The organism is Anaerobacillus alkaliphilus (genome assembly GCF_004116265.1).
In the GTDB taxonomy this organism is placed as follows: domain Bacteria; phylum Bacillota; class Bacilli; order Bacillales; family Anaerobacillaceae; genus Anaerobacillus; species Anaerobacillus alkaliphilus.
Genome location: NZ_QOUX01000046.1, coordinates 867,450 through 887,147, shown reverse-complemented (window position 1 = coordinate 887,147; position 19,698 = coordinate 867,450). Strand labels below are relative to the sequence as shown.

The window sequence follows — 19,698 nt, the reverse complement described above, 5'->3', positions numbered from 1 at the left end:
TTGGGGATTATCGTTGGATTGTTTACCTTGAAACTGTTATTTTCTGTATGATATGATTTATGAAAATTTTAATAAAAGATCTTGTCCAAAAGAGAGGTGTTACAGTGTTAAGGGACTTATTTTCTAAGAAAAAGAAGTATGCAACAATTCCTTCAGATCAAGTAAAAATGGATATTCCTGAGGGTTTAATGACAAAATGTCCAAAGTGTAAAACGATTATGTACACCAAGGAATTGAAAAAGAATTTGTATGTATGTGATAGTTGTGGTTTTCACCATCGCATGTCTGCTTATGATCGAATTGCTAGCTTACTTGATGAAGGCACGTTTATTGAGTTTGACAGCAATATGATCTCAAAAGACCCTCTTGCTTTTCCTACTTATGCTGAAAAAACAAAAGCAGATAGAGAGAAAACAGGATTAAATGAAGCGATTGTTACAGGACAAGGAACAATGTCTAATATGAATGTTGTTATTGCAGTCATGGATGCACGTTTTAGGATGGGAAGTATGGGCAGTGTTGTAGGTGAGAAGATTACAAGAGCAATTGAAAAAGCAATTGAATTAAAAGCACCTTTCATTCTTTTTTCTGCCTCAGGTGGTGCTAGAATGCAAGAAGGTGTACTTAGTCTGATGCAAATGGCAAAAACAAGTGCTGCGTTAAAGAAACTTGACACTGCAGGTGGTCTCTTTATTTCAATTATGACACACCCAACAACTGGTGGGGTATCTGCAAGTTTTGCATCACTAGGTGATTATAACTTCGCTGAGCCAGGTGCATTAATAGGCTTTGCAGGTAGAAGAATTATTGAGCAAACGATCCGTCAAGAATTGCCAGATGATTTCCAAACTGCAGAATTTTTGTTAAAACATGGTCAGTTAGATAAAGTTGTATCTAGATTAGAAATGAAACAATTACTTACGACAATCTTTGATATGCATAATGATGTACTGAAGGAGGTGTAGAAACTTGGCTAATGAATTACCATTTGAAAAACCTATAACAGAACTAAAAACAAAGATTGAGGAATTAAAAAAGTTTACTGTTGATAAGGGCATTGATTTATCCGGTGAAATTAGTAAGCTTGAAGAACGTTTAGAACAATTAGAAAATGATATTTACGGCAACATGAAGCCTTGGGATCGTGTACAAATCGCACGTCATAATGAACGACCTACTACTTTGGACTATATTTCTTATTTATTTACTGATTTTATTGAGTTACATGGAGATCGTTTATATGGTGACGATGAAGCAATTGTTGCGGGAATTGCAAAATTTCAAGGAAAACCAGTAACTGTTATAGGTCATCAACGTGGGAAAGATACAAAGGAAAACATACGTCGAAACTTTGGAATGCCCCATCCAGAAGGTTATCGAAAAGCCTTACGATTAATGAAACAAGCAAATAAATTCAAAAGACCAATTATTTGCTTTATTGATACAAAAGGAGCGTATCCTGGAATTGCCGCAGAGGAACGAGGACAAAGTGAAGCGATTGCTAGAAACCTACTAGAAATGGCTGGTTTCGCAGTGCCAATCATTTGTATCGTGATTGGTGAGGGTGGTAGTGGAGGAGCTCTAGCTCTAGGTGTAGGAAATCATATTCATATGCTAGAAAATTCTACATACTCTGTTATATCTCCTGAAGGAGCTGCAGCTCTCTTATGGAAAGACTCAGGCCTTGCTCAAAGAGCAGCTGAAACTATGAGAATTACAGCGCCAGATTTGAAAGAACTTAATGTGATTGATGAAATTATTCCAGAAGTAAGAGGCGGCGCTCATCGAGACGTTAAACAACAAGCCAATGCGATAGGTAAGGTTCTCGACAAATCGCTGACTGAATTAGCTGAACTTTCTGAAGAAGAGCTAATAGAGCAACGTTACGAAAAATTTAACAATATAGGTGAGTACGACACTGTAAACGATGTCATTAGCGTTAAATAAGGGTTAGGCTTTCTCTAAGTGTAGAGAAGGCTTTTTATTTGTCGCTTTTCGTCTATTGTCATAATGAATTAGAAGTGGTATTTTTAACACGTATAGATAATACTAGTACCGAGGACATAGAAATGATGAATGGTTTTTAGAGCTTTAGCCATAAACTAGTTACTAGGATTTGATCTAGAATATTGTTATTGAGGTGAATAGCGTGAAGCGTATAGGAGTTTTAACAAGCGGTGGGGACTCTCCGGGGATGAACGCAGCCATTAGGGCGGTTGTTCGTAAAGCAATTTATCATGATTTAGAGGTTTACGGTGTGTACTATGGTTATGCTGGATTAATTGCTGGCCAAATCGAAAAGCTAGAAATTGGGTCTGTAGGAGATATTATCCATCGAGGTGGAACGAAGCTTTATACTGCTCGTTGTGAGGAATTTCGTACACTTGAAGGTCAAAAAAAGGCAATCGAGCAATTAAATAAATTTGGAATTGAAGGTTTAGTTGTTATTGGTGGAGATGGCTCTTTCCAGGGGGCAAAGAAATTAACAGAACATGGTTTTCCATGTGTTGGGGTACCAGGAACAATCGATAATGACATCTCTGGAACTGATTTTACTATTGGGTTTGATACAGCATTAAACACAATTATTGAAGCGATTGACAAAATACGTGATACAGCAACTTCACATGAACGTACATATGTAATTGAGGTAATGGGCCGTAATGCTGGTGACCTTGCCCTTTGGTCTGGTCTTGCAGACGGTGCCGAAACAATTTTGATCCCTGAAGAAAACTACGATATGGAAGAGGTCATTTCACGTTTAAAACGAGGACATGCTCGTGGGAAAAAGCATAGCATTATTGTTGTAGCAGAAGGCGTAGGAAGCGGTATGGAGATTGGAAAAGTTATTCAAGAGCAAACAAGTCTTGAAACAAGAGTGACTGTTTTAGGTCATATTCAACGTGGAGGCTCACCTACTGCATTTGATCGTGTTCTTGCAAGTCGTCTTGGCGCAAAAGCTGTAGAGCTTCTTATTGCAGGTGAAGCTGGGAAAATGGTAGGGATTCAGAACAACCAGTTAGTTTCCCATGGAATTGATCAAGCCTTATCAATTCCCCACAAAATCGATCAGGATATGTATCAATTATCTAAAGAATTGTCAATTTAGATGATATTTAGATAAATTATGACATACTTTATTCGGATTGGCAACCATAATAGTATGTCGAATTTGAATTAATTGAAGAGAATATGTTATTTAGGAAAGTAGGAGGTTTTTTCATTATGAGAAAAACAAAAATAGTATGTACAATAGGACCTGCGAGTGAAAGTGTTGAAAAACTCTCGCAATTAATTAATGCTGGTATGAATGTCGCTCGTTTAAACTTCTCTCATGGAGATTACGAAGAACATGGTGCAAGAATAACTTCTATTCGTGAAGCCGCTGAAAAAGCAGGGAAACATATTGCGATCTTACTTGATACTAAAGGTCCAGAAATTCGCACAAATAACTTCGAAGATGGAGTAGCAGAACTAGTTGCAGGTAATGAAGTTATTATCTCGATGGAAGAAGTAGTGGGAACAGCTGAAAAGTTTTCTATTACTTATCCTGGATTAGTAAATGATGTTCATGTTGGTTCAAAAATTTTACTAGACGACGGCTTAATCGAACTAGAAGTGATTGAAATAGGTTCTAAAGAATTAAGAACAAAAATTCTTAATAGCGGAACAATCAAGAATAAAAAAGGTGTAAACGTTCCTAATGTAAGTGTGAATTTACCAGGGATTACAGAAAAAGATGCTAATGACATCCGTTTTGGTATTGAGCAAGGTGTTGACTTTATTGCAGCATCATTCGTTCGTCGTGCATCAGATGTCTTAGAAATTCGTGAACTTCTTGAAAACAATAACGCAGGGCATATTCACATCATTCCTAAAATTGAAAACCAAGAAGGTGTAGATAACATTGACGAAATCCTAGAAGTGTCTGATGGGTTAATGGTTGCTCGTGGAGACCTAGGTGTAGAAATCCCAGCAGAAGAAGTTCCGTTAGTTCAAAAGAACTTAATTAAGAAATGTAATGCACTAGGAAAACCAGTTATCACAGCAACACAAATGCTTGATTCAATGCAACGCAATCCACGTCCAACACGTGCAGAGGCAAGTGACGTGGCAAATGCGATCTTTGATGGAACTGACGCAATCATGTTATCTGGTGAAACAGCCGCAGGCCTATATCCTGTAGAAGCTGTGCAAACGATGTATAAAATTGCTGTTCGAGCAGAGTCGGCATTAAAATATGAAGAGTTGTTAAAGCGTAAAGGTAGAGAGAGCCAAAGAACGATTACAGATGCAATTAGTCAATCAGTAGCCCACACAGCTTTAAACTTAGAAGCAGCTGCAGTGGTAACAGCTACTGAAAGCGGTCATACTGCAAGAATGATTTCTAAATATCGACCGAAATCACCAATTGTAGCAGTCACTCACTCTGCTGAAGTTTGCCGCAAGTTAGCTTTAGTATGGGGTGTTTATGCACAACTTGGAACAAAAGCTACTTCAACAGATGAAATGTTAGAAATTGCCGTTCAGGAAGCTGTTAAAACGGAATTTATCGATCATGGTGATTTAATTGTTATTACTGCTGGAGTCCCAGTCGGTGAAACAGGAACAACGAACTTAATTAAAGTTCATGTTATTGGCGAAGTGGTTGCTAAAGGACAAGGGATTGGCCGTAAGACAGCTACAGGTAAAGTGATTGTTGCAAAAACTGCTAGTGATGCTTTGTCTAAAATGGAAGATGGGGCAATATTGGTAACAGTCGGTACCGATAAAGACATGATCGAGGCATTTGAAAAAGCAGCTGCAGTCATTACTGAAGAAGGTGGGCTAACTAGTCATGCAGCGGTAGTTGGCTTAAATTTAGGAATTCCAGTAGTTGTTGGTGTAGAACGGGCAACACATCAATTTGAAGACGGTGACGCGATCACAGTTGATGCTACTAGAGGGAATATCTATAAAGGACATGCAAGTATTTTATAGTCTCTTTTGGACCGCTAAGGTAATCTTAGCGGTTTTTTATTAGCATAATCTACTAGCCTGTCATATAATATAATGACAAGCCATTTTAAAGGAGTAGGTCAAATGTTAAAAATTTTCATCTTACTATTAATTATTGTGCCTGCGTTAGAGATTGGCGTCCTAGTTCTCTCTGGTAATACAATTGGCATTCCTTGGACAATATTACTTGTTATTTTTACTGGAGTACTCGGGGCATGGTTAGCAAAGAAAGAAGGATTAAATACACTTAGATTAGCACAGTTACAATTGCAACAGGGCCAGATACCTAGCGGGGTTATTTTAGACGGGCTATGTATTCTAATTGGTGGAGTAGTATTATTGACTCCAGGTTTTATTACCGATGCCATTGGTTTTTTTCTATTAATTCCTGCTAGTAGAGGAATTGCAAAAGCCTTCATTCAAAAGATATTTGATCGATTGTTGCAGAATGGTTCAATTATTTTTATTAATCGACGCTAAAAAGCTGGTTTATCGATATTTTGATAAATCAGCTTTTTTTTTAGTTAATCTTAAAAATATAATTTCGTAAGTCGCGAAATACATGGGCGTTATGCAAAGTTTGTATAAAGACAAGAATTATTGGCCCTAGTATGAGTCCTAGAAACCCAAAGAGTTTATAGCCTACAAACAAAGACACTAGTGTAGCTAATGGGTCAACTCCAATACTTGATGATAAGATTTTAGGTTCCATAATTTGTCTTTGAACAACTACAACACCGTATAAAATAGAAAGTCCGATTGTCAGTGATAATTGTCCAGAAAAGAAGGTATACAAAATCCAAGGGATAAAGATCAGTCCTGTCCCTAAATATGGGAGTAGATCAACGAAGGCTATGATTAAAGCGATGGTAATCGGGTAATCAACCTTAAGGACTAATAATCCTATTAGTACAATACAACATGTGATAGAGATTAAGGTTATTTGAGCTAGAATAAAACCCACAAATGCCTTCTTTAAGCTTTTCATTACGTCTTTGGTTCGCTCGGCAATCACGTTTGGAAGCCATTTCCGAAAAATAAAGACTAACTTATACCAGTCTTTACTAATAAAGAAGGTCGCTAATAAAGAGAAAATAATAACTGTAGCTAAGTTAGGTAAAGCTAATAAAAAATCGGATATCCCTGTAAGTACAGACTGAATTGTCGAGCTAGCGTTTGAGGTGATATGGTTCGTTATCGTCTCTACATAAGCCTTAATTGTAACTTGTTGATCACTATCTAAAGAATAAAAAATGGTTGATATTTGTTCATAGATGGGCATAATCTTACCAGTAAATATTTTTTGGAATTCATAAATAAGTGATTGGAAGTGAATAGGTACAGATTGTGATAGATAATTAGTACCCATAATAATTTCAGAAATTAAGATTGTAATTGAGCCTATAGTTAGTGACAAAAGCCCAAGTAAGACGATTGATACCGATAACCATCTAGAAATTTTCATTCTCTCTTGAAAAAAGTTAACAATAGGGTTTAAGAAAAAAGCCAGAACTAGTCCAATCATAAAAGGATATGCTGTTTTAAAGGTAATAAATCCTAAGACTGCTATTAAAAATATAATACTTACGACAAGAGTGAGTCTAAGTAGTATTTGAAAGTAGTTAGAGTTCATATTTCTTTCACCTCTTTCAGAAAGGCTTTTTAATAGCGTATGGCTTGTTTTATTATTTTAGAAGCGTAAAAGACAATAATGGATAAATCCTTTTTCGATATCTCTTAATGATAAACAAACTTAGGGACACAAAATTTAATTCGAAATATTGACACAAAAAAGACTTGAAACTTGGCGAAAAAATGAGATTTATGTTAAGATAACAATGGTAAGGCCTACCAAGGAAGGATGCATCAGGTTTGATAACACAGGCAACTGCTTTTATGATAATTCTGCTACTTATTGGTATTATTGCAAAAAATCAATCATTAATTGTTGCAGTAGTAGTTTTGTTACTGATTAAATGGGTTGGTCTAGGTGAGAAAGTGTATCCGTTTATTCAGCAAAAAGGCATTAATGTCGGTGTTACAATTATTACAATTGCCGTACTTGTACCAATTGTTACTGGTCAAATTGGTTTTAGAGAGCTAATTGACTCAATGAAGTCTGTGTATGCTTGGATTGCGTTGGCGGCAGGGATTTTTGTAGCTATTATTGCATCAAGTGGAGTAGAACTGTTGCAAACAGATCCTCATATTACGGCGGCGCTAGTTTTTGGAACAATTTTAGCAGTTGCTCTTTTTAACGGGGTAGCAGTGGGGCCGTTAATAGGTGCAGGCATTGCTTACATGGCAATGAGACTTGTGGCTTTTTTTAGCTCTTTTGGTTCGTGAAAGTTATCACAAGAATTAAAATAGTCGGAATTATTTTCAAATAAAAGTTCACAAAACTGTGGAAAATGTTTATAATTAGAATTGGTTAGAAACTCTTTTGTACATAATAATTTCTATATAAGGAAAAGAGTATGTTCAAAAAGACCCTAAACACTATTTTAAATGATGCTGACGTTTTGGAACAATATGTTCAAAAAAGAACAAAAAAATATTTTACAATAGAACTTTTAAGCTATTGAATAATAGATTACTAGAACTATATCGTCGGCAAACAACTGCTTTTTAGGACTTTTTGGCAAAAGGCCGTCTTCGTTTTCATATGTATTACCTTTAAAAATGAATATTCTATTTGTAAAGGAGAGGTTGAGAAATGAGTACAACTCGTGGTCTTGAAGGTGTTGTTGCAACAACGTCGAGCGTCAGTTCAATTATTGATGGTGTTTTAACGTATCATGGTTTTGATATCGATGATTTAGCAAATAACGCAAGCTTTGAGGAGGTTATCTTCCTATTATGGAATGGCCGTCTTCCAAAAGAAGAGGAATTAAAGCAATTAACTGAGGATCTAGCAAATTATGCAGAGGTTCCACAAGGCGTTATTGATCAAATGAAAATGTACCCAATCGATCAAGTTCACCCTATGGCTGCCCTTAGAACAGCTATTTCATTCTTAGGCTTATATGATTCAGAAGCAGATGACCAATCTGAAGAAGCAAATAAGCGAAAAGCACTTAAGCTACAAGCGCAAATCCAAACGATCGTGACAGCGTTTTCACGTATCCGTGAAGGAAAAGAGCCTGTTGCTCCTCGTAAAGATCTTGGATTTGCAGCAAACTTCTTATACATGCTTACTGGGGAAGAACCTGATGCGATCGCTATCGATGCGTTTAATAAAGCATTAGTGTTACATGCTGACCATGAATTGAATGCGTCAACATTTACAGCACGTGTATGTGTAGCTACATTATCTGATATGTATTCAGGAATAACAGCAGCGATTGGTGCATTAAAAGGTCCTTTACATGGTGGTGCAAACGAAAGAGTTATGGCCATGTTAATGGAAATCGAAAATGTTGAAAATGTAGAACCTTATATTATGAATGCTCTAAGTAACAAAGTGAAAATTATGGGCTTCGGTCACCGTGTATATAAAGATGGCGATCCGCGTGCAAAACACTTAAAAGATATGTCAAAACAATTAACAGCGATTACCGGAGAAGAAAAATGGTATGAAATGTCTGTTAAAATCAATGAAATTGTTACTCGCGAAAAAGGATTATTACCAAATGTTGATTTCTACTCTGCAAGTGTGTACCATAGCCTTGGAATAAAACATGACTTATTTACACCAATCTTTGCAATTAGTAGAATGTCGGGTTGGATTGCTCATATTCTAGAGCAATATAGTAACAACAGACTTATTCGACCTCGTGCGGAATATGTTGGACCTGATAAACAAGTGTACGTACCAATTGACCAACGTTAATTTGATGTGTCGAGAGGTATGATAATTTTTAAAGACAGAAAAAAATTATCAGTATGAGGGCCCGTGAAACTTTGGAGGGGGACTTTTGTAATAAATTATAATCTTTATTCCGCCAATTCATTGGGTTCTCACACTCTCATTACATAATTTTTAGACAAAGAACTAGTAGGAGGTAATAGTGATGGCAAATGGAGAAAAAATTACTGTTCAAGATGGAGTATTAAACGTTCCTAATAATCCTGTAATCCCTTTTATTGAAGGTGATGGAATAGGGCCAGATATCTGGGCTGCAGCTTCAAGAGTATTAGATGCTGCTGTTGAGAAGGCTTATAATGGTGAGAAGAAAATTGTTTGGAAAGAAATTCTTGCTGGAGAAAAAGCCTTTGATCAAACAGGTAACTGGTTACCTGAAGAGACTTTAGACGCAGTGCGTGAATACATCATTGCAATTAAAGGTCCTTTAACGACTCCAATCGGTGGAGGTTTCCGTTCTCTTAACGTAGCACTTCGTCAAGAGTTAGATTTATATACTTGCTTACGTCCAGTGCGTTATTTCAATGGGGTACCATCTCCAATCAAACGTCCTGAAGACACAGATATGGTTATCTTCCGTGAAAACACTGAAGATATTTATGCTGGTATTGAGTGGCAAAAAGGTTCACCAGAAGTTCAAAAAGTGATTGAGTTCTTAAAAAATGAAATGGGTGTAAACAAAATCCGTTTCCCTGAGACATCAGGTATTGGAATTAAACCTGTTTCTGAAGAAGGAACTCAACGTTTAGTTCGTGGTGCAATTGAGTATGCTATTAAGCATGGTCGTAAGAGTGTTACTCTAGTTCATAAAGGAAACATCATGAAGTTTACTGAAGGAGCTTTCAAAAACTGGGGTTACGAGCTTGCTGAAAAAGAATACGGTGATAAAGTATTCACTTGGGCCCAATACGACGAAATCGTTGAAAAAGAAGGTCAAGAAGCGGCTAACAAAGCACAAGCTGATGCTGAAGCAGCGGGCAAAATTATTGTTAAGGATGCAATTGCTGACATCTTCTTACAACAAATTCTTACTCGTCCAAAAGAGTTTGATGTTGTTGCAACAATGAACTTAAATGGGGATTATATTTCTGATGCTCTTGCTGCTCAAGTAGGTGGAATCGGAATTGCTCCTGGAGCAAACATTAACTACGTAACTGGTCATGCAATCTTTGAAGCTACTCATGGTACAGCTCCAAAATATGCTGGTCTTGATAAAGTAAATCCTTCTTCAGTATTATTATCTGGAGAATTAATGCTTCGTCATTTAGGTTGGAATGAAGCTGCTGACTTAATCATGGCTTCTATGGATAAAACAATTAGTGACAAAGTTGTAACATATGATTTTGCTCGCTTAATGGAAGGCGCTACAGAAGTGAAATGTTCTGAGTTCGCTGACGCATTAATTAATAACATGAACTAAAGTAGGTTGACTTACAAGTGTAAATTCAGTTCCGTTTAGAGAACAAGAACTACTTGTAAGTCATCCTTCTCTTTTTATTGAATATTCATCATCAGAATATATGATATCTTTTGAATAGCAACATTATCTGTAAGTATCCTTTTCATATAATTTAAAAGAATAAGGAGCGATATGAAATGGCAATTAAAAGAAGAAAAATTTCTGTTATTGGTGGCGGATTTACCGGTGCGACTACAGCATTAATGGTAGCACAAAAAGAACTAGGAGATGTCGTACTTGTTGACATCCCACAAATGGAAAACCCAACAAAAGGAAAAGCGTTAGATATGTTAGAAGCAAGCCCTGTGCAAGGATTTGACTCAAACATTGTTGGAACATCTAGCTATGAAGATACAGCCGATTCTGATATCGTTGTTATTACTGCAGGAATTGCTAGAAAACCTGGGATGAGCCGCGATGATTTAGTGAATACCAATGCTGGTATTATGAAAGCTGTAACAAAAGAAATCGTAAAATATTCTCCAGATTGCTATATTGTCGTACTTACAAATCCAGTAGATGCAATGACATATACTGTGTTTAAAGAATCTGGTTTCCCAAAAAATCGTGTTATTGGTCAATCAGGAGTTCTTGATACTGCTCGTTTCCGTACATTTGTCGCACAAGAGTTGAATGTATCAGTGGAAGATGTTACCGGATTTGTTCTTGGTGGGCACGGCGATGACATGGTCCCTCTTGTCCGTTATTCTTATGCTGGAGGAATTCCGTTAGAGAAGCTTATACCAGCTGAGCGTCTAGAACAAATAGTTGAACGTACTCGTAAAGGTGGAGGGGAAATCGTAAATTTATTAGGAAACGGAAGCGCTTACTATGCTCCGGCAGCATCGATTGTTCAAATGGTTGAAGCGATCCTTAAAGATAAAAAACGAATTATTCCAACAATTGCTTATCTAGAAGGTGAGTATGGTTATTCAGATCTTTACTTAGGTGTTCCGACTATTATAGGTGGAGACGGAATTGAAAAAATCATTGAACTAGAATTGACTGATGAGGAAAAAGCGGCACTACAAAAATCAGCAGATTCTGTTAAAAGTGTTATGACAGTACTTAAGTAATAAGATGTAGAAATCCGGTTTGACTGACCGGATTTCTACTTATAATTAATTGTAAGCGCTTCATCTTGTGTTTTTCTACTATTTGCTTACATAGTATTATTGATACATAATTGAAAGTGAGGTTACATAATGTTTAATAAAAAGCGTAGATTAGGTAGAAAAATTCAAACAATCAAAGTTGGAGAAAAGTTAGAACTAACCAAGAAAATTGAGGACAAAGATATTTTGTTGTATCTAGGGTTAACTGATGATGCTAATCCTATTTTTATTCAACATGACTATGCATCACAAACTCCATTTCAAAAACCGATTGTACCTCAAATTATGTTAGCAGGAATTATTACATCTGCTATCTCTAAATATTTGCCTGGTCCTGGAAGTTCTGTTCTTAAACAACACTTAACTTTTCCAAAGCCTTTGTACCATTATGGTTCATTGAACTTATTGCTTGAAACTATTGCTGTCAACGAAAGTGAGCATTATGTAGAAATAAAAGTAGAAGGAAAAGATGAATTTGGCACTGTTGTTGTCGAAGGTATTATGGGGGTTTGTCCTCCACATGAGTTAAAATCAATTGCCTATAATTCAGGAACATTTGAGAATTTCTAGTCATTAGCAGTGGTGGTGGGCTTAGCTCCTACCACTTTTTTTGTTTATAGAATTCAATTCTTGTCTACTAGGTACATATAACTTAACGTACAGTAAACACTAAGAATATAAACTTTAATAAATCTTTACATAAAATTTACAATTACCGTTTTGTATAATATCTAAAAAGGTAGTACTATTAATCTTAAAGCATTATGAAAATTCTATGGACAGCCATAGTTACTCTCGGAGGGAAAACTATGAATCAAAGATTATTAGTTGTAGACGATGAAGAATCTATTGTAACACTGCTACAGTTTAATTTAGAACAAGCTGGATATGATGTCGTTACAGCGATGGATGGTAAAACTGCTTTTGAAAAAGCGAAAGATGGCAATTTTGATTTAATAATCTTAGATTTAATGATACCTGAATTAGATGGTCTAGAGGTATGTAAGCAATTAAGACAAAATAAAATTAGCACGCCAATTTTAATGCTTACTGCCAAAGATGATGAATTTGATAAAGTGCTAGGATTAGAATTAGGTGCTGACGATTATATGACGAAACCATTTAGTCCTAGAGAAGTAGTGGCTAGAATTCGAGCGATACTTCGTCGGGTAACTCCAATTCAAGAAGAAAAACTAACAGATACAAAGGTAGTAGCGATAAAAATAGGGGAAGTTGAAATATTCTCCGAAAACTATGAGGTTTTTTATCAGGGTAACCAGCTTGAATTAACTCCAAAAGAGTTTGAATTGCTATTATATCTTGCAACAAATAAAGGCCGAGTATTAACTAGAGATCAACTATTAAATGCTGTTTGGAACTACGAGTTTGTTGGTGATACGAGAATTGTAGATGTTCATATAAGTCATTTGCGGGAGAAAATAGAACCAAATACAAAAAAACCAATATACATCAAAACAATTCGTGGATTAGGCTATAAGCTAGAGGAGCCTCAATTGAATGCATAAATATAGAAATAAGCTTACGATCTCTTTATTGATTGCCATATTTTTTGTATTAGTTGGTTTGGGTCTATTACTGGGGCAACTGTTTAAAGAGTTTTATTTTGAACAGCTTAGTGAGCGCGTATCTAAGGAAGCCAAAATCGTGGCAATAAGTATACTGGAAACTGGATTAGATCATACCGATTTAGGAACTATCGTTAATGATATGGGGGATCAATTAGCCTCAAGAATAACAGTAATAACAGCAACAGGAGAAGTAATCGCTGAAACTGCCACAGACAAAAAACAAATGGAAAACCACCTTAATAGGCCAGAGATTATTCAGGTCCGAGAAGAGGGGGAAGGGCAAGCAATAAGATTTAGTGATACAGTTGGTGCAGATCTTCTCTTTTACGCTGTTCCTCTTCTTGAAAGAGAAGAAATCATTGGATATGTCCGTTTAGGCTTACCCATTCACCTTTTAGATGAAGTTCATAAAAAAGTTTGGGGATTGTTACTTTTTAGTTTCTCCATAGCATTTTTAGTTATCATGCTTTTAAGTTCGAGGATTACGAATGAATTGGCCAAGCCAATTGAAGAGGCAACCTCAGTAGCCAATCAGTTAGCTAAAGGAAACTTTAAAGTTCGAGCTTCTCATGGGAAAAATGATGAAACTGGCCAATTAAGTCGTTCACTTAATGTATTAGCCCAAAATCTAGACGAAGTCACAAAAACATATAAGGCACAACAAGAACGTCTGGAAACGCTGATTGAAAATATGGGTAGTGGACTAGTCTTAATTAACTATAAAGGTGAAATAAGTATTATAAATAAATCCTGTAAAACAATTTTTCAAGAAGATGTTGAACATTGGCTTCATAAAGTTTATCACAACGTGATACCGCATAAACAAATCGTAAAAATTGTACAAGAGATTTTTTTGACTGAAAAGGGACAAAGAAAACAAATCATTTTGCCAATTCAATTAGAAATGCGTCACTTTGATGTATACGGAGCACCTATTATTAGTAGTGGGGAAAAAGAGAGATTAAAGGGAATCGTCCTAGTTTTTCACGATATAACTGAATTAAAAAGACTAGAACAGATGCGTAAAGATTTTGTAGCAAATGTTTCCCATGAATTAAAAACACCTGTAACTTCTGTTAAAGGCTTTACTGAAACGTTATTAGACGGTGCAGCAGAGGATGAAGCTTTACGTAATCGCTTCCTGAAAATCATCTGGGATGAAAGTGAAAGACTTCAAAGTTTAATTCAGGATTTATTAGACTTATCAAAAATTGAACAAAGCAAGTTTCAGCTTAATTGGCAACGTGTGGATTTAAGTATGTTAACTGATGATATTATTGTCATGTTAAGTAATAAAGCTGAAGAAAAAGGTATCATGTTATCAAAGACGAAAGAAGGCTCAGGTGTTATTGAAGGTGACCCGTTACGTATCAAACAAATCATGATTAACCTAATAAATAACGCTATTACCTATACTCAAAAAGGTGGACGAATTGATGTGTTCATTCAAGAGTATAGTGATAAAGTATATTTTTCAGTAAAGGACACAGGGATTGGCATCAGTAAAGAAGAGATACCAAGAGTATTTGAACGGTTTTACAGAGTTGATCGAGCAAGAAGTCGAAATTCAGGTGGAACTGGATTAGGTCTGGCAATTGTGAAGCATTTGGTTGAAGCACATAACGGAGAAATTGTTGTTGAAAGTGAAGTGGGTAAAGGTACAGCATTTACTATTAAATTTAATAAAAACCAGTTAAAATAAGGAATGTTTACAAAAAATTAACAAGTAGTTTATAGTAACTTAATGAATAGTTGCTATAGTTAGTTTTGTAAACTGTAATTGTAAGCAAATAAACACTACACTGTAGTCGGAAATTGACTTACACCCCCTTTTCTTTCGGAAAGCAATTATTGCTTTCCTTTTTTTTGTTTTTTAAAACTGTAAAGTTATGAAACTTTTATTTTATCTAATACGTAAGTATAATGGGTAAAGAGTAAATAAAAACAAAATGGAAAGTGGGGAACATTCATGGTAACAGTGAAGCAAATTATCGTCGGCTTCCTTTCACTCATTGGAATCGCAATTTTAGCTCTGTTCTTAACGACTGGTTGGTATATAGTTGATGAGTCTGAACAGGCAGCACTAATTACTTTTGGTAAGGTTGATGAACATATTACAGAACCAGGATTAAAGTTTAAGTTGCCTTGGCCAATTCAAAAAGTAGAAATCCTCTCAAGAGGTACGTTTACCACTACGGTGGGTTATGATGAAACAAATGGTCAGGTAGTAGAATATCGTGATGAAGCAAAAATGATTACAGGGGATGAGAATATCTTGCTAGCGGACTTAGTAGTTCAATGGCGAATTACAAATCCAGAGAAATTCCTATTTAATTCTAATAACCCTGAGCAAATTTTATTTAGTGCAACCTCAGCATCGCTCCGTGGTGTAATCGGGAGTTCTCGCATTGATGATGCTTTAACAGATCAGAGACCTGCAATAGAAGCTCACGTTTGGGATTATCTTGTTGATCTGATTGAATCTTATGATATTGGTATTTCAGTTATGGATGTAAAACTTCAAGATGTTGAATTACCTACTGAAGAAGTACGTCGTGCTTTTACCGAAGTTACTGATGCTCGTGAGGAACGTTTGACTAAGATAAACGAAGCAAATAAATATCGTAACCAAAAGATGAATGAGGCAAAAGGTGAACAGGATGCTATCATCTCAAGGGCAGAAGGAACGAGAACGGAGCGTTTAGAGCGTGCTCGTGGTGATGTAGCTAGATTTGATGCCCTTTATAATGAGTATCTAATTAACCCTGAAGTAACGAGAACTCGTTTGGTATTAGAGACCTTAGAAAGAGTTCTACCTAATACAGAAATTTATATTATGGACAGTAGTTCTGACACTGTGAAATATCTACCAATTCGTTCACTAGAAAGAACGACTGAGGTAAATCCACCCGCAACGACAACTTCACGACAAGGGAGTGGAAATTAATGACCGATAAAATTATTGATTTTAGTGAAAGAAAACCAACGGATGATTGGAAAAAATATACGAAACTAGGAATATTGTTAGTAGTAGTTATTGGCTTGCTTATGTTATTACTTACTAATATTTTTATTGTACATCAAGGTCAGTTTAAGGTTGTAAGACAATTTGGTGAGGTAGTTCGAGTTGAACAAGACCCAGGGTTGAAGTTTAAAGTTCCTTTTATCCAGTCGGTTTCTACGTTAACGAAAAAACAAATGATATTAGACGTAGAACCAACTGAAATTAATACTCGAGACAAAAAGAGAATTCTAGTTGATAATTATGCGATTTGGCGAATTGATGATCCTCAACAAATGATAGGTAGTGCACAAACAATCGATCGTGCAGAAACAATTATGATGAATTTTATTTATTCAGTCATTCGAGCAGAATTAGGTCAGTTGGATTATGATGAAATTATTAATGAAGAAAAATCTTCTCGAGGTAGCTTTAACGACCGCGTATTAGAACGAGTGAATGAACTCTTAGCTCGTGATAATTATGGTATCTCAGTTACTGACGTGAGAATGAAGCGTACAGATTTACCAGAGGAGAATGAGCAAGCTGTATATCGCCGAATGATTTCTGAGCGTAACTCTATTGCTCAAGATTACTTATCTCAGGGGGATGCAGAAGCTAATCGTATCCGTGCAAATACAGACCGTGAAGTGAAAGAGATTGTTGCAAAAGCAAATGCTGATGCAAACGTAATTATTGCTGAAGGGGAAGCAGGAGCAGCCCAAATCTATAATCAGTCATTTGGTAGAGATGTAGAGTTCTATAATTTATATCGAACATTATTGAGTTATGAGAAGACGATTGATGATCAAACGGTAATTGTCCTACCTGCTGATGCTCCATACGCTCGTATTCTTATGGGGTACAGTAATTAATAGAGTTAAACAAGGGAAGTCTATTTTTGTAAATAGGCTTCCTCGTTTTTTATTCGGCATTGAACATGGTAAAATAAAAGGACAATATTAGATAAATTGGGGTGCATTCTCTTTGAAGAATAAATTAGTGATGATTGATGGTAATAGTATTGCATATCGTGCTTTTTTTGCTTTACCACTGTTAAATAATGATAAAGGTGTTTATACAAATGCTGTATACGGTTTTACAACGATGCTGCTAAAAGTAATTGAGGAAGAAAAACCAACTCACCTGTTAGTTGCCTTTGACGCTGGGAAAACAACATTTCGTCACAAAACTTTCCAAGAATATAAAGGAGGAAGACAAAAAACTCCACCAGAACTTTCTGAGCAATTTCCTCTAATAAGAGAGCTATTAGATGCTTTTAATGTAAAACGCTATGAAATTGAAAACTACGAGGCTGATGACATCATCGGTACCTTAGCGAAAGAAGTTAGTGAACAAGAAGATTGGGAAGTGAAAATCTACTCTGGTGATAAAGACCTGCTTCAACTTGTTTCCGAAAAAGTAACAGTCGCATTAACTAGAAAAGGAATTTCTAATGTAGATACATATGATGAAACATTCGTTTTAGAGAAATATGGCATCAACCCAAAACAAATTATTGATATGAAAGGCTTAATGGGTGATCCTTCCGATAACATCCCTGGAGTACCGGGGATTGGTGAAAAAACAGCAATTAAGCTTTTAAAAGAGTTTGGTTCTGTTGAGAAGCTGCTCGAGTCAATTGATTTAGTCTCAGGGAAAAAGCTAAAGGAAAACCTCACAGAAAATAAAGAAAAGGCTGTTATGAGTAAGGAGCTTGCTACAATTTATTGTGAGGTTCCAATTACGATCCCAAGAGACGAATTAGTCTTTGGGGAATATGATGAACAGAAAGTTATCTCCTTGTTTAAAGAGCTAGACTTTCAATCATTATTAGATCGTTTTGACTTTGATGAGACAGAACTAGTCGAGGAAATAGAAGCGCTTGATTTTACAATTGCTAACGAAATAACGGACGAGATGCTTACAAAGGAGTCGGCAATTGTAGTGGAAGTGTTAGATGAAAACTATCACCAAGCTGATATCATTGGTCTAGCAATTGTTAATGAAAATGGACGTTATTACATTCCTACAGAAATGGCTATAGCGAGCGACACTTTTAAAGAGTGGGCGAAAGATAAAGAAGCCAAAAAAGCGATATTCGATGCAAAACGTGCGGTTGTTGCCCTTGGATGGAAGGGAATTGAACTAGAGGGTATTAACTTTGATCTTCTAATTGCTTCCTATATTCTTGATCCATCAGCTTCTTCCCATGAAGTAGCAGACATTGCTAATCGCAAAGGTAAACGAATCGTCTCTTTAGATGAAGCTATTTATGGAAAAGGTGCAAAACGCAGTATACCAGATCGAGATATAGTAGCTGAGCATCTTGTGAAAAAGGCAAACACAGTCTACACATTAAGAGAAGAAGTTTGTGAAGAGTTAACAGCAAATCAACTAAATGAACTTTTTTACGATTTAGAAATGCCGTTGACGATTATTCTAGGAAAAATGGAAATGACAGGTGTGAAAGTTGACGTTGAACAATTGCGGTTGATGGGAGAAGACTTAGGGGAACAATTGAAAAACCTTGAAAAAGAAATACATAGTCTTGCTGGAATTGAATTTAACATCAACTCTCCAAAGCAGCTAGGCGAAGTCCTTTTTGAGAAACTTAATTTACCTGTGCTCAAAAAAACAAAAACAGGAGCTTCTACATCAGCAGATGTATTAGAAAAGTTAGCGGACAAGCATGAGGTCATTCCGAGTATATTGCATTACCGTCAATTAGGAAAACTAAACTCAACCTACATTGAGGGACTATTGAAGGTTGTCCATCAAGATACAGCAAAAATTCATACGATGTTTAATCAAGCACTGACTCAAACCGGCCGGTTGAGTTCGACTGAACCGAACTTACAAAACATTCCGATTCGCTTAGAAGAAGGAAGGAAAATAAGAAAAGCATTTATACCATCAAGTCCTGACTGGATTATTTTCGCTGCTGATTATTCACAAATTGAATTAAGGGTACTAGCTCATATTGCAAATGATGAAACGCTAATAGATGCTTTCAATAATGGGATGGATATTCATACGAGAACAGCTATGGACGTTTTTCACGTTGAAAAAGATGCTGTGACAGATCTAATGCGACGTCATGCTAAAGCGGTTAACTTCGGGATCGTATATGGAATTAGTGATTACGGATTATCACAAAGTTTAGGAATTACTCGAAAAGAAGCAGGCAGTTTTATTGAAAGATATTTAGAAAGTTTTCCTGGTGTAAGGGATTATATGGATAATATTGTTCAAGAAGCAAGGGAGAAGGGGTTTGTAACGACACTTCTCCACCGCCGAAGATTTTTACCAGAGATTACTAGCCGTAACTTTAATTTACGGAGTTTCGCAGAACGCACAGCTATGAACACACCAATTCAAGGGACAGCTGCTGATATCATAAAAAAAGCAATGGTAAATATTGCGTTAAGAATTGAAGCAGAAGGTCTAGAGGCAAAGTTACTTTTACAAGTACACGATGAATTGATCTTTGAAGCCCCGAAACAAGAGTTGGATAAATTAAAACTGATCGTACCAGAAGTAATGGAATCGGCGATTGACTTAAAAGTACCATTAAAAGTCGAATATGCCTACGGCAGCTCTTGGTATGATGCGAAGTAGTTAAAATTTTGAATTGTGAATTTTGAATTATGAATTAATCAGAAATGCTT

Annotated in this window: 16 protein-coding genes; 15 read left to right on the top strand and 1 reads right to left on the bottom strand. The window is 36.1% G+C overall.

Annotated elements, in window-relative coordinates; all coding sequences use genetic code 11:
- Window positions 1-104: 104 nt before the first annotated feature.
- From accD to DS745_RS19490, 5 genes are all read left to right on the top strand, one after another.
- A complete protein-coding gene (accD, locus tag DS745_RS19510) occupies window positions 105-965 on the top strand; it encodes an acetyl-CoA carboxylase, carboxyltransferase subunit beta (RefSeq protein WP_129079883.1) in 861 nt (286 codons plus the stop codon).
- A 4-nt stretch (window positions 966-969) separates the two neighbouring features.
- Window positions 970-1,947, top strand: a complete 978-nt coding sequence (gene accA, locus DS745_RS19505; RefSeq protein ID WP_129079882.1) for an acetyl-CoA carboxylase carboxyl transferase subunit alpha — start codon at window positions 970-972, stop codon at window positions 1,945-1,947.
- A gap of 202 nt (window positions 1,948-2,149) precedes the next feature.
- Complete coding sequence (gene pfkA, locus DS745_RS19500; protein ID WP_129079881.1) at window positions 2,150-3,109, top strand: 6-phosphofructokinase; 960 nt, start codon at window positions 2,150-2,152, stop codon at window positions 3,107-3,109.
- Between the two features lie 116 nt (window positions 3,110-3,225).
- Complete coding sequence (gene pyk, locus DS745_RS19495; protein WP_129079880.1) at window positions 3,226-4,980, top strand: pyruvate kinase; 1,755 nt, start codon at window positions 3,226-3,228, stop codon at window positions 4,978-4,980.
- Window positions 4,981-5,082: 102 nt separating this feature from the next.
- Window positions 5,083-5,478: an FxsA family protein gene (locus DS745_RS19490; RefSeq protein WP_129079879.1), complete on the top strand. Its 396-nt coding sequence runs from the start codon at window positions 5,083-5,085 to the stop codon at window positions 5,476-5,478.
- 40 nt (window positions 5,479-5,518) lie between these two features.
- On the opposite strand, the gene ytvI is transcribed toward DS745_RS19490, so the two are convergent.
- Window positions 5,519-6,631 carry a sporulation integral membrane protein YtvI gene (ytvI, locus tag DS745_RS19485; RefSeq protein WP_129079878.1) on the bottom strand — a complete coding sequence of 371 codons (1,113 nt, stop codon included), beginning with the start codon at window positions 6,629-6,631 and terminating at the stop codon, window positions 5,519-5,521.
- A 239-nt stretch (window positions 6,632-6,870) separates the two neighbouring features.
- On the opposite strand from ytvI, the gene DS745_RS19480 reads away from it, so the two are divergent.
- The 10 genes from DS745_RS19480 to polA all read left to right on the top strand — a co-directional run bounded on the left by DS745_RS19480 (window position 6,871) and on the right by polA (window position 19,648).
- Window positions 6,871-7,344, top strand: coding sequence for a DUF441 domain-containing protein (locus DS745_RS19480; RefSeq protein ID WP_421721835.1), 474 nt, complete (start codon window positions 6,871-6,873; stop codon window positions 7,342-7,344).
- 370 nt (window positions 7,345-7,714) lie between these two features.
- A complete protein-coding gene (gene citZ, locus DS745_RS19475) occupies window positions 7,715-8,830 on the top strand; it encodes a citrate synthase (RefSeq protein WP_129079877.1) in 1,116 nt (371 codons plus the stop codon).
- Between the two features lie 181 nt (window positions 8,831-9,011).
- Entirely contained in the window at window positions 9,012-10,283 is a 1,272-nt protein-coding gene (icd, locus tag DS745_RS19470) for an NADP-dependent isocitrate dehydrogenase (RefSeq protein WP_129079876.1), read from the top strand.
- A 176-nt stretch (window positions 10,284-10,459) separates the two neighbouring features.
- On the top strand, window positions 10,460-11,398 hold the full coding sequence (gene mdh, locus DS745_RS19465; protein WP_129079875.1) for a malate dehydrogenase: 939 nt from the start codon (window positions 10,460-10,462) through the stop codon (window positions 11,396-11,398).
- 126 nt (window positions 11,399-11,524) lie between these two features.
- Window positions 11,525-12,007 (top strand): MaoC/PaaZ C-terminal domain-containing protein, encoded by a 483-nt coding sequence (locus DS745_RS19460; RefSeq protein WP_129079874.1) that lies wholly within the window; start codon window positions 11,525-11,527, stop codon window positions 12,005-12,007.
- 239 nt (window positions 12,008-12,246) lie between these two features.
- On the top strand, window positions 12,247-12,963 hold the full coding sequence (locus DS745_RS19455) for a response regulator transcription factor (RefSeq protein WP_129079873.1): 717 nt from the start codon (window positions 12,247-12,249) through the stop codon (window positions 12,961-12,963).
- Complete coding sequence (pnpS, locus tag DS745_RS19450) at window positions 12,956-14,728, top strand: two-component system histidine kinase PnpS (RefSeq protein ID WP_129079872.1); 1,773 nt, start codon at window positions 12,956-12,958, stop codon at window positions 14,726-14,728. The genes DS745_RS19455 and pnpS overlap by 8 nt, the downstream gene beginning before the upstream one ends.
- 267 nt (window positions 14,729-14,995) lie before the next feature.
- Complete coding sequence (hflK, locus tag DS745_RS19445; protein ID WP_129079871.1) at window positions 14,996-15,973, top strand: FtsH protease activity modulator HflK; 978 nt, start codon at window positions 14,996-14,998, stop codon at window positions 15,971-15,973.
- A complete protein-coding gene (hflC, locus tag DS745_RS19440) occupies window positions 15,973-16,902 on the top strand; it encodes a protease modulator HflC (RefSeq protein ID WP_129079870.1) in 930 nt (309 codons plus the stop codon). Before hflK ends, hflC begins: the two co-directional genes overlap by 1 nt.
- A gap of 130 nt (window positions 16,903-17,032) precedes the next feature.
- Complete coding sequence (polA, locus tag DS745_RS19435) at window positions 17,033-19,648, top strand: DNA polymerase I (RefSeq protein WP_129080104.1); 2,616 nt, start codon at window positions 17,033-17,035, stop codon at window positions 19,646-19,648.
- The last annotated feature ends 50 nt before the right edge of the window (window positions 19,649-19,698 follow it).

What these genes read in the sequence shown, in the direction of transcription:
- pyk (WP_129079880.1), top strand. Translation starts at nt 3,226, where the DNA reads ATGAGAAAAACAAAAATAGTATGTACAATAGGACCTGCGAGTGAAAGT.
- DS745_RS19490 (WP_129079879.1), top strand. Translation starts at nt 5,083, where the DNA reads ATGTTAAAAATTTTCATCTTACTATTAATTATTGTGCCTGCGTTAGAG.
- ytvI (WP_129079878.1), bottom strand. Translation starts at nt 6,631, where the DNA reads ATGAACTCTAACTACTTTCAAATACTACTTAGACTCACTCTTGTCGTA.
- citZ (WP_129079877.1), top strand. Translation starts at nt 7,715, where the DNA reads ATGAGTACAACTCGTGGTCTTGAAGGTGTTGTTGCAACAACGTCGAGC.
- icd (WP_129079876.1), top strand. Translation starts at nt 9,012, where the DNA reads ATGGCAAATGGAGAAAAAATTACTGTTCAAGATGGAGTATTAAACGTT.
- mdh (WP_129079875.1), top strand. Translation starts at nt 10,460, where the DNA reads ATGGCAATTAAAAGAAGAAAAATTTCTGTTATTGGTGGCGGATTTACC.
- DS745_RS19455 (WP_129079873.1), top strand. Translation starts at nt 12,247, where the DNA reads ATGAATCAAAGATTATTAGTTGTAGACGATGAAGAATCTATTGTAACA.
- pnpS (WP_129079872.1), top strand. Translation starts at nt 12,956, where the DNA reads ATGCATAAATATAGAAATAAGCTTACGATCTCTTTATTGATTGCCATA.
- hflK (WP_129079871.1), top strand. Translation starts at nt 14,996, where the DNA reads ATGGTAACAGTGAAGCAAATTATCGTCGGCTTCCTTTCACTCATTGGA.
- hflC (WP_129079870.1), top strand. Translation starts at nt 15,973, where the DNA reads ATGACCGATAAAATTATTGATTTTAGTGAAAGAAAACCAACGGATGAT.
- polA (WP_129080104.1), top strand. Translation starts at nt 17,033, where the DNA reads ATGATTGATGGTAATAGTATTGCATATCGTGCTTTTTTTGCTTTACCA.